The organism is Sphingomonas sp. LR59, assembly GCF_036855945.1.
Taxonomy (GTDB): Bacteria; Pseudomonadota; Alphaproteobacteria; order Sphingomonadales; family Sphingomonadaceae; genus Sphingomonas.
The window spans coordinates 1,022,263-1,035,367 of record NZ_JASPFL010000001.1 but is presented as its reverse complement, the minus strand read 5'-3'; the positions used below and the strand labels follow the sequence as shown (position 1 = coordinate 1,035,367).

Sequence of the window (13,105 nt, the reverse complement as noted above, 5' to 3'; positions counted from 1 at the left end):
AAGGATAATGAAGTACACGACCTCAACCGTCGCCATGGCGGTCGCATTGGTATCCGGATCCCAGGCATATGCCGTCGGCCGAGCACCGCCGCAGGACTCCGTCCCCGCATCCGCGCAGGATACGGCACCGCAAGCCGTCGCGCCGGTCGAAGCCGAACCCGCTGGTGACATTCTCGTGCTGGGTACGCGCCGCACCGATCGGACGCTGGCAAACTCGGCCTCGCCGGTCGACATTATCAGTTCGGCCGACCTGACGACGCAGCCTGCGGCGAACATGATCGATGCGCTCAAGAATATCGTGCCTTCGTTCTACGCCGGTCAGAATTCGATCTCGGACGCGTCGACCTTCGTCCGCTCGCCGTCGCTGCGCGGTCTTTCGGGCGACCAGGTGCTCGTGATGCTGAACGGCAAGCGCTACAATCGTTCGGCGTTGGTGCAGGTCTATGGCGGCAGCGACACCGGGCTCGGCCGCGGTGCGCAGGGCCCCGACATCTCGGCGATCCCGTCGCTCGCGATCGGCAACCTGCAAGTGCTGCGTGAAGGCGCCACCGCGCAATATGGCTCGGATGCGATCGCCGGCGTGCTGAACTACGGGCTGCGCGAGGACCAAGGTATCGAACTGGTCGGACGCACCGGGCAATATTATGCGGGCGACGGCGAAAGCTATCAGATCGCGGGCAATGCCGGGATCAAGGGCGATTGGGGCTTCATCAACGCGACCGGCGAATATGTCGATGAGGGCCAGACCAGCCGTGGCCGGACCCGCCCGTCGGCGGCGAACTTCGCGCAGAACTTCCCCGAACTGGCGTCGCAGCTGCCCAATTATCCGCTGCCCGTGCAGATCTGGGGCAATTCGCCGTCGCACGGGTTCAAGTCGGTGCTCAATGCGGCGATCAACGTCACCCCCGACAGCAAGCTGTATTTCTTTGGCAACTACGCCGAGAACAAGGGTAACCAGAGCTTCAACTATCGCGCTTCGGTGAGCAGCACCGCGGTCGACACGAATGGCGTCGTGCGCAATCAGGGGGCCAATGGCGCGTTCAACAACACGTTCTTCCTGACCCCTGCCCCGCTGGCAGCGCGACCTGCAAGGCGGGTGGCTTCGTGCGCGACGGCAACACCTTCAAGTTCAACCAGCTCTACCCCGCCGGCTTCACGCCGCGCTTCGTCGGCAAGACTCAGGAGCTCTACGGCGTGCTCGGCTACAAGGGGACCAGCGGCGACTTCAGCTACGACCTGTCGGGGACGCTGGCGCGCAACAAGCTGTCGCTGTCGATGTATGACTCCGCCAACTTCTCCTACGGGCCGGCGACGCAGACGAGCTTCGACTTCGGGGACCTGATCCAGCGGGAAGTGAACTTCAACGCCGACTTCACCTAGGCGGCCGAGGTCGGATTGGCGGCGCCGTTGACGATTTCGGCGGGCGGCGAATTCCGCAAGGAAACCTATGAGCAGACCGCGGGCGACCTGCAATCCTATGCCGCCGGTCCCTATGCCGTCGCGCAGCAGCTCTACACGCAGACCGCGCCGGGCGTGTACGTCGATTCGGGCACGACCGCGGCGCAAGGCGTCGGCGCCAGCGGCTATGCCGGCACCAGCGAGGCGACCGCTGGCAAGTTCGACCAGAAGGCCTATGCCGCCTATCTCGGTCTCGAAACCGATCTCACCGAGGCGCTGACGGTCGGCGCCGCCGGCCGCTACGAGCATTACAACACGTTCGGCAGCGCGTGGGTCGGCAAGGTCAACGCGCTCTACAAGCTCGTCGAGGGCCTCTCGGTCCGCGGCAGCTTCGGCACCGGCTTCCACGCGCCGTCGCCGGGCCAGTCGAACGTCTCGATCGTCACGACGTCGTTCAACAACGGCAACGCGTTCCAGGCGGGCACCTATCCGGTCGACAGCGCACCGGCGCAATATTACGGCGCGGAGGCCCTGACGCCGGAGAAATCGACCAACTATGGCGTCGGCGTCATCCTCGAGCCGGTCCGCGGCATGACGATCACGATCGACGGCTATCAGATCGATCTGCGCAACCGGATCGGGCTGACGTCGCCGTTCATCGTCGACGCGGCGGCGGTCGCCGCGCAGCCGGCGCTGCAAGCGGTCGGCGTCGATGGCCAAGTGCAGTATTTCACCAACGGCTTCAAGACGCAGACGCGCGGCGTCGACTTCGTCGGCACCTATCGCACCAAGTTCAGCGGGGCGATGCTCAACTTCTCGCTGGCCTACAACTACAACAATACCAAGCTCAAATCGTTCGACCAGCAGGTGATCGGGCTTGCGCAACGGATCGACGCCGAAAACCTGGCGCCGAAACATCGCCTGGTGGCAAACGCGAACTGGTCCTTGGGCAATCTGAGCTTCAACGTGCGTGAAAACTATTACAGCTCGTGGACCAGCGCGCAGGATTACGGGGTGACGGTCACCAAGGCGGCTACCGCGACGACGCCGGCGGAGGGGTACGCCAATCAACGGTTCGGCGACAAGTTCACCACCGATCTCGAACTGAGCTACATCTTCGCCGAGCATTTCACGCTGTCGATCGGGGCGCAGAACTTCACCGACGAGCACCCCGATCGCCTTGCGGCGAATTCGACGGTGCAGATCTATCCGCTGACCGGGGGAACGTCCGATGGTCAGGTCTATGCGCGGAACGGCGGACCGTTCGGGTTCAACGGCGGCTTTTATTACACCCGCCTGCGCGTGAAATACTGATCCGGACAGGGGCGCAGGATGCGCCCCTGTTGGCCAAACCGGTCCGTCTTGGCGGAGCATGCTTTGCGGCGTGCTCCGCCTTACCGATTCTGCTGTGACTGAACGGATCGGACTCTTCACGGATCGCCATCAGGCCGCCTCGGACCTGACCGCATGGTTCGCACTAGGCATCCAGCAGACCAACCAAGTGGTAGATAGGCATTGACGCCAGCGTGGTATGCGGACATTCAGTGCGCTACCGATCACTTGGTAGGGAAAAACTATGACTGACCTGCTGCCCTCAACGCCCGCGACGACCCAATCAAACACGCCTGCGAAGCTCCGACTGTTCACGTCACCCTCCGCGTTCCCCAACCCGCAGCGTCTGCGCATCTTCCTGCATGAGAAGGGCATCGCCGACCGGTTCGACGAAACCGTCTACGATATGTCCCCGGTCGGCGAGCAGCGGCAGTGGAAGCATCTGAAGATGAACCCCTGGGGCGAGACGCCGACGCTTGAACTGGCGGACGGCAGCTTCATCTCGGAGACCGCGGCGGTCGTGCGCTATCTCGACCAGGCGTTTCCGGGTCGGCGGATCATGGGTGAGACACCGGAAGACCAGGGTCTCGACACGATGTGGGACAATCGGATCTGGGTCCATATCCTCTACCGCATCACGACCGCGTTCCACGTCCTGCACCAGGGTCTCGGCCCCAAGCTCGAACTGACCGCCAACGCCGCGTGGGGCGAGCATTGCCGCAAGGAGGCGCTCGCGCATACCGCGCTGGTGGACCGGCATCTAGCCGATGGCCGCGAGTGGCTGCTCGGGGGTGACGAACCCACATTCTCGGACATCACGCTGGCAACCGCGATCGCGTTCTCGAAGTTCGAGGTGAACGCGATGCCGCTCGACGAGCGGTATGAGCATATCGATGCGTTCTGGCAGCGTTGGCAGCGCCGGCCGACGTTCCTCGCCGCCTATGCGGATCGGAGCAGCGGCGTGCCGGAACTCGACGATCGTCGCTAATCAACGTGCGGTCGGCGGACCGCACGTGCCGACGGCCGCCACGTGCGGTAGGAATAGGGGCGGTTCGGAATGAGGGCGCCCTAGCGCTTCACCCGCACAGCCATCGGCGCATTGCCCTGATCGGCGGCGACCGAGCTTGCGGATCGACCTGCAGCGTCCTGGATCGTGCGGTCCGCGCCCGCCGCGAGGAGCATGTCGACCTGCCGCGTGCGGTTGAAGAGCGAGGCCATCATCAGCGCGGTCTGCCCGGCATTGTTGCGCGTGTTGACGTCGCATCCCGCCTTCAGCAGCCGCGCCGCGATCGCGTCCTCGCCCTTGAAGGCGACGCCCATCTGCGCGGTGTTGCCCTGATCGCGGTCCGGGCGGCATGCGTTCGCCCCCTTGGCGATCAGCGCGTCGACGGTCGCCGCCTGCCCATTATACGCGGCCAGGATCAACGGCGTGAAACCGCGATCGTCATACGCATTGATATCCGCACCAGACTTGAGCAGCGGATCGATCATGTCGGTGCGACCGAGCCGGGCCGCATCGAACAGCAATTGCTGACGGCGCTCCGGCGATGGCGCGACGACCTGAGGCGCGACGCCCTGAGGCGCGGCTGGGCGGTTGGCGGGCGCGGCTTGCGGGGCCGCGGCGGCGGCGAGCGCCGCGAAGAATATCAGCATCGTCAGTCTCGTTTCTCGACAATAAAGCGGGAGGGGGCACGGATCACGCCGCACCCCCTGCCCCTTTTTTAGCGGCGCGCAGTCTGCGCCGGGTTGGCGGTGCGGTAGTCCGCGACGGCGCGCAATACGTCCGCCATCGGCACATTGACCGCGGTCGCGAGACGCGTGCCGAAGTCCTGATCCGCCTGGTAGAAATAGCTGACCATGATCGTCTTCGTCCGCGCCGACGTGACGACGTTGAGGTCGCCCGCCAGATTGGTGACGAGGTCGGTCCGATCCTGCGGCTTCAGCGCACGGTAGAAGGCGCCCGCCTGCGCGAAGTTGTTGGTCTTGGCGATCGGCTTGGCGTCGACCGTCGCATCGACTGCGTAGGTCGAGGCGCGGTAGCGGGCGTCGGTCGACTTCGCGGCGGTTGCGGCCGGGAAATAATTGACGTCCGAGGTCCGCGTGGCGTGATCGAGCTGACCGTCCTGATTGTTGTTGACGACGCTGGCGAGCGGCCGGTTGACGGGCAGCTGCATGACGTTGGCGCCGATGCGGTGACGCTGCGTATCCGAGTAGGAGAACAGCCGGCCCTGAAGCATGCGGTCGGGCGACGCCTCGATCCCCGGCACCATGTTGGCGGGCGCGAACGCCGACTGCTCGGTGAACTCGAAGAAGTTGGTCGGCACCTTGTTGAGCGTCATCTCGCCGATCTTGCGGAACGGCACGCCCAGCCACTCCTTGGTGTCGTCGAACGGGTTATAGTCGAGCTTGGCGAACTCGGATGACTTCATCGTCTGCATCATCAGATCCCAGGTCGGGAAATCACCTTTGGCGATCTCGCCGTAGAGATCGTCGGTGAGGTAGTTCCACGACGCGGTCGCGACCTGTGCGCCGTTGAGGTTCTTCACGCCCTGGCGGCTGATCCAGCGGAACTTGGCGAACACGGTTTCGCCCTTGGCATTGACCAGCTTGAACGCGTGGACGCCGTTGCCGTCCATCGTCCGGTACGACGCGGGCGTGCCGAGGTTCGAATAGACGTGGGCGAGCATGTTGGTCGCCTCGGGCGTGGCCGAGAAGAAGTCGAAGAAGCGGTTGGGGTCCTGCTTGTTGGTCACCGGCGAGGGCTTCAGCGAATGGATCATGTCCGGAAACTGGATCGCGTCGCGGATGAAGAAGATCGGCAGGTTGTTGCCGACAAGGTCCCAATTACCCTGATCGGTGTAAAACTTGGTCGCGAAGCCGCGTGGGTCGCGCATGCCCTCGGGGCTGCCCGACGGGTGGATCACGGTCGAGAAGCGGACGAACACAGGTGTCTGCTTGCCGGCCGCGAACAGCGATGCGCTGGTGATGTTGGAGATATCGGCGGTCGCGGTGAACACGCCGTGCGCGCCGGTGCCGCGCGCATGGACGACGCGCTCGGGCTCACGCTCGCGGTCGAACCGGGCGAGCTTCTCGATCAGCGTGGTGTCTTCGAGCAGCACCGGACCAAGATCGCCGGCTGCCTTCGAGTTACGGTTCTCGCCGATCGGCGCACCGTTGTCCCGGGTCATCTGCGGGGTCGAGGCGCTGCCTGCATCGCCCTTCGCATCGACCGTTCCTGCGACGCCCGCCTGCGCGAGCGCGGGCTTGCCGGCGCTGACCGGCGCGGCCGCGGTGGTCATGCGGGTCTCGGCCTGCGTGTCGGCTGGCGTCATCGTCTGCGCGGCAACCGGCTGGATGAGGGCGCTGGGCGAGGCTGCGACGAGCAGCATCGCCGCCATCGCCTGACGGCTGTTCAAGTTCTTCATCGGGACCCTTTGTCTGTGCTCGCGCCCGTGGACGCGTGCCCGCACGGAACGTGCGGCGAGCCGCGGTCCCTGGTCGAACGATGTCCGCATTCGAAACGGGGAATATCCATGACAGCGATCGAGTCCTTCGATCGGCCGTTCCGGAGGCGTTATTGTCGGTTATTCTTGAGGGCGGCAGAAGCGCCAACAACCGGCGTCTCGCGCGCCGTCAATGTTGCGGGTCGGCCGACACCGTGCCGAGCAGGTGCGTCGTAAAGCGCGGCAATGAACAGGGGTCGGTGCAACCGGCTACGGACAACGTGGCAATCTCGGGCGGTGTGTCGATCGACAGCGGCGTGCGGTACCGCATCTGGTCGAGCCCTTGTGCGACATAGTTGATGCGGACGACCTGCCGGCCGGTCTTGGCGACACGCCAGACCTCGAACACCAGACCGCCACCGGGTGCGGCTTCGCCCGCGCCATAGTCGTGCAATTTCCAGTTCAGGCCGAGCAGTCCGGCGAGCATCGTCACGGTGCCGTCGTGTCCGCTGAGGACGACGATCTTCTCCGCCTCGCCGATCGGATCGGCGAGCGCGGTCGCGCCGACACCGCGCTGGAGCGTCGCGAGCAGCCGCATCGCTAGGTAGCTGCTGGTCTGGCGTCCGACCTCCGGGGTGCGGGTGCGCAGGTCGATGCCGGCGCCGTGCACGACGAGCGCCTTGCCGATCGTCGCCGCATCGATCCCGCGCCATCCGGGGAAGGCGAGCCCGTCGGCATAGGCCATCACCAGGCTCTCGGCGATCCCGGCGACTTGCAGGCTGGGGGATGACAGGTCCGGTTTGCCATCGTCGATCCGCATCGCGACGGGCGTGTCGCTTAGCCGGCGCTGCACCTTGGTCCGCTCGACCGCCGAGCAGGGGATACGGCGACATTGCAGCAACACCGCCTCGAACCGGTCGCGATCGGGGGTTTGGCGCGCGTCCCATGCCGCCAGGTTACCGTCGACCCGCGCGGATATCGCCGCCAGCATCCGCTGAGGGTCGAGTGGCGCGAGCGGCGTCTGCGGTGCCTCGAACAGCGGATCGGGGGCCGCGGCGGACTGGTGGATCGTCGCTGTACATCCCGGCGTCAGGCCGGCGGCGAGTGCGGTCGCGGTCGCCTCGGTGCGCTGCGTATGGTTCGCCCAGTAATAGACCGCGCAGTCGTTTGCGCCGAGCAGCCCCAACTGCCGGTAGTGGTCGCGATACCAGCCGCCGAGCATCGTCACGAGCGTTGCGCCGTTGGCGGTCAGGTGGCCCGGTGGCACCGCGAACCGCGGCCACGCCCGGCGGCTGTAGCGGCCGAGCTCTTCCGGGCTCGACATCGCACTGCGGACGCCGTGGCGCATGACGATGACCACGCGCTCGAGCTTGTCCTGTGGCGGCGGTGTGGTCTGCGCCGCAACCGCCCCCGCCATGGTCGAGAAGACCAGTGCGAAGCCGGCTGCGAGCGGTGCGACCCGCATCAGAACTTCGCCCGGACGCCGGCGGTGAAGGTGCGGCCGTAATCGGTATAGCCCGCAAATTGATTGTCGCGGACATATTGCCACTGGACGCCGCCCGCGACGTTCATGCCCTGCACGACGAAGGTGACGTTCGGCGTGACCTTGTACGACATGTCGAAATCGAGACTGCCGAACGCGCTATCATTGTTCGCCGCCAGCCCGGCTCCGCCGACGTCGCGCAGCACGTTGCCGCGCCAGCTATAGCTGACGCGCGCGCCGACGCGCTCTTTCTCGTAGAACGCGGTCAGGTTGAAGCTGTCCTTGGCGACGTCGACCAATGCGTCGCGGAACGTGCCGCCGGTCGCCAGCGCATAAGTGCCGCCGGTCTCGGTGTGCGTGTAATTCGCCTGCGCGCCGAGACCATCGAACGGCGCGGGGAGCATCTTGAAAAGCTGCTGATAGGCGATTTCGATCCCGGCGACATAGGCGTCGCCGCCGTTCTTGGGCGCGGTCAGGCGATAGGTCTGGCCATCGAGGACGAAGTCGCGCGTCTGCTGGAACACGAAGGTGGTGATGTCCTTGTAGAACACGCCGCCGACCAGCGCGCTGCCGGGCGCGAAATACCATTCGACGGTGCCGTCATATTGCCACGCCTCGAACGGCTTCAATTCGGGGTTGCCGCCGACCGCGGTGAGGACGGTCGGGCTCGAATTGATCGTCAGGCGCGGGGCAAGATCGGCGAGCGACGGCCGGGTAATCACTTTGGAGGCGGCGAAGCGCATCTGCAATTTGGGGGTGAACTCGGCGACCAGATTGAGCGAGGGGAGGAAATTGTCGTAGGTCTTCTCGTAGCTGACCGGCAGCGCGACCTTGCCGTCGTCGGCATAGCCCGACGAGGTCTGGCGCGTCCGGGCATAGCGCACGCCGACGTCGCCGCGCACCGCGATGCCGCCGATCGGGAACGCGAAGTCGGCCATGCCGTAGCCCGCGAGGATCTCCTCGCCGATCGCATAGCTGTTGCGCAGATCGCCGCGCGCGAGCGGGGCGGCGAGCAACGCTTCCTTACCGGTGGCGGCAGCGAGGAACTTGGCTGGGTCCGGTATCGCCCAGGTCGTCGGCAGATCGCCCTTGGCACCGTCGAGGAAGTCGTCGACCGGGAAGGGCACGAAATAGCTCGCGTCGAAATACTTGCCGGTGATGCCGCTGGTGAAGTTGATGTCGCGGCGATTATAGGCGCGCGTCCGCTTCTGGTATTTCGCACCGGCGTGCAGCGCGCTGAAGACGCCGGTGAGGTCGCGCGTGATGTCGAGCTTGGCGGCGCGCTCGCGGTCCTTCGAGATCGTTGACGCGGTATTCGATCCGCCGGCCCGGCAGCAGCGCCGGGTTCGACAGATCGGCGTCCAGCAGCGTCACGTTGGGCAGCCGGTCGCCCGCCTTGGCGAAGTCGAAAATCGTCGCGCCGACCGTCCCGAGCAGGCGGGTGCGATAGATCGGCTCCGGCGTATTCGAATAGGCCTGACCGATGCTGCCATCCGCAGCGATCGTCCAGCCGTTCGCCTGCCACCGTGCGTTCGTGCCGACCAACCAGTTCTTATATTGCAGCACGGACGTCTCGCGACCGATCTGCGTGGTCGAGGCGGTCGTCGTCGCGCCGGTCAGCACGCCGTTCTCGATCACCGCGCTACCCGGTACAATCCCGCGCGGCAGGCCGGCGCCATCCGCCGCCGAATAGGTCAGCTCGTCATAGGCGACGTTCAGCCGGCTCCACAGCCCGTCGACGTTCAGCTCGAACCGGTCGTCGGGCTTCCACTGCGCCGCGCCGTTGAGGCCGATCCGGTCGCGCTTCTCCTGCTCGAGCGTCGGGCGGATCGCGGTGGGGATCAGGATCGTCTCGCTGTCGAGCGAGCCGTTGCCGTCGGTATCGATCTTGCCGTCGGCCCAGCCGACGCCGGTGATGCGGTCCTGACGGGTGGTGCGTTCGTCATAGACGGCGGCGATCAGCGCGCCGATCTTGCCGTCGGGGCTTGCCCAGCTCGCCATGCCGGACAGGCGCGGGTCGACCGTATCGGCAAGCCGCGGCGAGCTGGCGGTGGCGGACAGCGACAGCACCGGCTTCTTCAGGTCGAGCGGGCGGAAGGTGCGCAGGTTGATGGTGCCGCCGATGCCGCCTTCGTCGAGGCTCGCGCGCGGGCTCTTGATCACCTCGACCGCGGACATCAGCTCGGAGGGCAGCGTGTCGAAGCGGAACTGGCGACCGCTCTGGCCGCTGTCGCGGACATTCTCGTTCACCGCGACCGAGCGGTCGTTGAGCGTGACGACCTGGAAGTTGGCGCCGAGCCCGCGGATCCGGACGAACACGCCCTCGCCGCGATCGCGGACGATCGACACGCCGGGGACGCGCTGGAGCGCCTCGGCGATGTTTTGCGCGGGGAACTTGCCGATGTCCTCGGCCTTGACGACGTCGATGACGTTGGTCGCCTTGCGCTTCTGCGCGAGCGCGGTGGTCAGGCTGCTGGCATAGCCGGTGACGACGATTTCGGCGGTGTCGTTTTGAGCGGCTTCGGTCGCCACCGTCTGCGGCGCGGTGCTGACGACCGCACTCGATACGAGCAGCGCGCCATTGGGCTCGCGACGCACGGTAAGCGGCGTGCCTGCAATCAGGCGCTCGACCGCAGCCTGCGGGGCCATCGTGCCGTTGAGCGCGGGGGCGGTCATCCCGGCGACCGCGGCGGGCGTGAACAGGATGTCGGTGCCGCTCTGGCGGGCGAGCGCTTCGAGCGCCTTGCCGAGCGGTTGGGCTGCGAGATGCAGCGTTACGCGCGCCTGCGCGGTCGCGGCGGTGGCGAGAAACGCGGTCGACAGCGCGGCAACGGCGGCGCCCAGCACGAACGATCGGCGCAGACGCCGGCGATTGGTGATCACGGTGTTCATCCCCCCAAGGAAGGCGGCGATGATGCCGCACCTCCTCGACGGGCGAGGATCGATCTACCCCACCCCACCCCACGGCGAATTGCGGCGAACTTTATCCGCCGAGCAGGATCGCGCCCTCGATCGTCCGCACCCGCAGCGCGAGCAGCGTGGCGAGCGACCGGCCCAGCGCGACGTTGTCGCCCATCCGGTACATCCCGCTGACGCGCACTCCGGCGACCGCCGGGTCGGCGATCACCAGCCGGGTCGTGCTGTAGCGGTTGGCCTCTTCGGCGACTGCGGTCAGCGTATCGTCGTGGAACGCCGCGCGGCCGCTCGTCCAGGCCTGCGTCGCGGCGAGATCGGGGCGGTCGATCCGGCCATCGACCAGGCGCTCGCCACCGGTCAGCTGCCTTGCGCCGCCGGTGGTCTCTATAGCGCTGCCCTCGATCGCGGTCACCGCGATCCGGTCTTCGCGGTCGCGGCGCAGGTCGAACCGGCCTGCGCTTGCGGTCATGTCCCCTCGCCCCGCGTCGATCGTGAACGGGATGGTCCGCGGCGCCACGGTTAGGTCGACCCGGCCGCGCTCCAGCCAGAGCTGACGGCGATCGGCGGTCGCGATCAGGCGAACACGCGTTGCCGCGTCGAGCAGCAGCGACGAGCCATCGCGCAGCCCGATCCGCCGCTGTTCGCCGATCCCCGTCTCGTACGGCGTCGCGGCATGCGCGGCCTGGAATGCGATCGTTCCGCCGGCGGTCGTCGCGGTTAGCGCCATGAGGCCGGCGAGTGCGCGACGCCGCGTCACCGGTGCTCGCGACGGCGCCGTTCCCGGCACCATGTCCCAAAGATCGGTAGCACGCTCGAACCGTTCGGCATGATCGGGGTTCGCGGCAAGCCAACGCCGGAAGTTCGCCGCGTCCTGCGCGGTCGCGTCGTCGGCATTGAGCCGCGCGATCCAGTCGGCCGCGCTTCGGTTGGTTGCAGCCGGGTTCGCATCAAAGCTGTTCGGGGGACGACGGCCGGGCATCGCGAAACTCACCAACCCTCCGTCCAATCGGCCAAGAAGGTCATCGCCTTGGCCATGTGCTTCTCGACCGCGCCCTGGCTGATGTCCAGCCGCTCGGCAATCTCGCGGTATTTATACCCGTCGAGCCGCTGCATCAGAAAAATCTCGCGGGTCCTGGGCGTCAGCCGGTCGATACCCTCGCGGACTCGCGCCAATCGCGCCTTTGCGATCATCACCTCGTCCTGGATCGGTGCGGGGTCGCGCAGCCAGTCGATCGCCTCGACCGGTTCGCACGTCCCGCGCACCGCCTCCCGGCGAAACGCATCGCGCCCCCGGTTAACCGCGGCGTGGACCAGGAACGCCTCGTCGTTGCGCGGCGCGGTCGCCAGCCCCGCCATGCTGACATAGGCGTCGTGGAGCAGGTCCTCGCCATCCGTGCGCCGCGTCATCCGCTCGACCTGCGCGCGCAATCGCGACCACCCCTGCCACAGACCGCGTGGCGCAGGTTCGGTCGCGGTGAGGTTGGCGGCAGTCATCCCCCGACCGGGTATGAGCCTGCCGGTACAGTTTGATGACGTCGCAGGGTCGGATCAATGACACGGACGTCGCCGATCCCGATCCGTCCTCACCGCGACGTCAACGATCGCTAGTCGACGGAGCCCGTCTGCATCAGACCGCGCACATCGGCAGCGACCTGATTGTTGGCGCCGAGCCGCTCGATCAGCTGCGCCTGACGGCTGCCGCGCAACCCGGCGGTGGTGAGCTGCTTGTCGCGGACATAGGTGTAGACGCCGCTGACCGCGAAGGCCGAGACATACGCGATATGCGCCTTTTGCGCGGCGTGCGTTGCGGTGAACGCGTCGGATTCGAAGAACGCACGCCGGGTCAGCGGGCTTTCGAAGGCGAGTTCGATCACCGCGATCCGTGCGCGCTCCGGGGGTACCAGATGATCGACATTGGGTGCCGGCGGGGCGGGTTCGGCATTGTCGTAGCGGTCCGGCACATGCAGACGAAGCTTCAACACCGCGGCGTCGGCGGCGAGCGTTTCGGCAAACTCGGTCATGAACGTGGCGAACGTCCCGGCGTCGCCGTCGGCCGCGCCGAAGTGGACGTGGATACGGTCGAAGCCGTCATCGCCATTGGGGATCGGATCGGCGATGCGGTCGACCAGCGTGCGCGATCCGTTGCACAGCGCATAGGCGACGGTAGCCGCGAACATGTTCTGCTCGTCGGCGAACAGGATGTGGCTCGCCGCGTTGAAGACGTCCTGATCGGCCTTCGACGCGAACCCGATCTCGACGCCGCCGTCGAGTTCGTAGTCCGCGAACGGCGCAATACCGTCGATAGCCGGCCAGAGATGCGCATCCTGTTCGCGGTTCAGATGGTTCTGGACGTACCAGCCGAGACCCGGGATGCGCGAACACAGCGGGCCGTGGACGTCGCGCCAATAGGTGGCGAACACGTCGTGCGGCACGCGGGGGCGGCGCAGGACGGTCGTGTAGCTGTTGATCGCGATACTCGCGTCGCGCGATGCGTAATCGGTCGTGGTGGAAACCTTGGGCATGGGTGACATCC

General features: G+C 66.5%; 11 protein-coding genes. 3 read left to right on the top strand and 8 right to left on the bottom strand.

The features are described from left to right. Positions 1-7: 7 nt before the first annotated feature. The 3 genes from QP164_RS04780 to QP164_RS04770 all read left to right on the top strand — a co-directional run bounded on the left by QP164_RS04780 (position 8) and on the right by QP164_RS04770 (position 3,718). Complete coding sequence (locus tag QP164_RS04780) at positions 8-1,342, top strand: TonB-dependent receptor plug domain-containing protein (protein WP_333922347.1); 1,335 nt, start codon at positions 8-10, stop codon at positions 1,340-1,342. Positions 1,343-1,407: 65 nt separating this feature from the next. Then, positions 1,408-2,712, top strand: a complete 1,305-nt coding sequence (locus QP164_RS04775) for a TonB-dependent receptor plug domain-containing protein (RefSeq protein ID WP_333922346.1) — start codon at positions 1,408-1,410, stop codon at positions 2,710-2,712. A 262-nt stretch (positions 2,713-2,974) separates the two neighbouring features. Continuing rightward, complete coding sequence (locus QP164_RS04770; protein ID WP_333922345.1) at positions 2,975-3,718, top strand: glutathione S-transferase family protein; 744 nt, start codon at positions 2,975-2,977, stop codon at positions 3,716-3,718. An 80-nt stretch (positions 3,719-3,798) separates the two neighbouring features. Here QP164_RS04770 and QP164_RS04765 read toward each other — a convergent pair whose 3' ends face one another. From QP164_RS04765 to QP164_RS04730, 8 genes are all read right to left on the bottom strand, one after another. Then, positions 3,799-4,383 (bottom strand): ankyrin repeat domain-containing protein, encoded by a 585-nt coding sequence (locus QP164_RS04765; protein WP_435368340.1) that lies wholly within the window; start codon positions 4,381-4,383, stop codon positions 3,799-3,801. Positions 4,384-4,451: 68 nt separating this feature from the next. Further along, a complete protein-coding gene (locus QP164_RS04760) occupies positions 4,452-6,155 on the bottom strand; it encodes a catalase (protein WP_333922344.1) in 1,704 nt (567 codons plus the stop codon). Between the two features lie 208 nt (positions 6,156-6,363). Beyond that, positions 6,364-7,638, bottom strand: coding sequence for a histidine-type phosphatase (locus QP164_RS04755; protein WP_333922343.1), 1,275 nt, complete (start codon positions 7,636-7,638; stop codon positions 6,364-6,366). Continuing rightward, on the bottom strand, positions 7,638-8,921 hold the full coding sequence (locus tag QP164_RS04750) for a TonB-dependent receptor (RefSeq protein ID WP_333924183.1): 1,284 nt from the start codon (positions 8,919-8,921) through the stop codon (positions 7,638-7,640). The genes QP164_RS04755 and QP164_RS04750 overlap by 1 nt, the downstream gene beginning before the upstream one ends. Then, the gene (locus QP164_RS04745; protein ID WP_333922342.1) at positions 8,845-10,539 is read right to left on the bottom strand and encodes a TonB-dependent receptor; all 1,695 of its coding nucleotides are present in this window, start codon (positions 10,537-10,539) and stop codon (positions 8,845-8,847) included. Before QP164_RS04745 ends, QP164_RS04750 begins: the two co-directional genes overlap by 77 nt. Before the next feature lie 100 nt (positions 10,540-10,639). After that, the gene (locus QP164_RS04740; protein WP_333922341.1) at positions 10,640-11,563 is read right to left on the bottom strand and encodes a FecR family protein; all 924 of its coding nucleotides are present in this window, start codon (positions 11,561-11,563) and stop codon (positions 10,640-10,642) included. After that, the gene (locus QP164_RS04735) at positions 11,560-12,066 is read right to left on the bottom strand and encodes an RNA polymerase sigma factor (protein WP_333922340.1); all 507 of its coding nucleotides are present in this window, start codon (positions 12,064-12,066) and stop codon (positions 11,560-11,562) included. Before QP164_RS04735 ends, QP164_RS04740 begins: the two co-directional genes overlap by 4 nt. A gap of 110 nt (positions 12,067-12,176) precedes the next feature. Continuing rightward, entirely contained in the window at positions 12,177-13,094 is a 918-nt protein-coding gene (locus QP164_RS04730) for a hypothetical protein (protein WP_333922339.1), read from the bottom strand. Between the last annotated feature and the right edge of the window lie 11 nt (positions 13,095-13,105).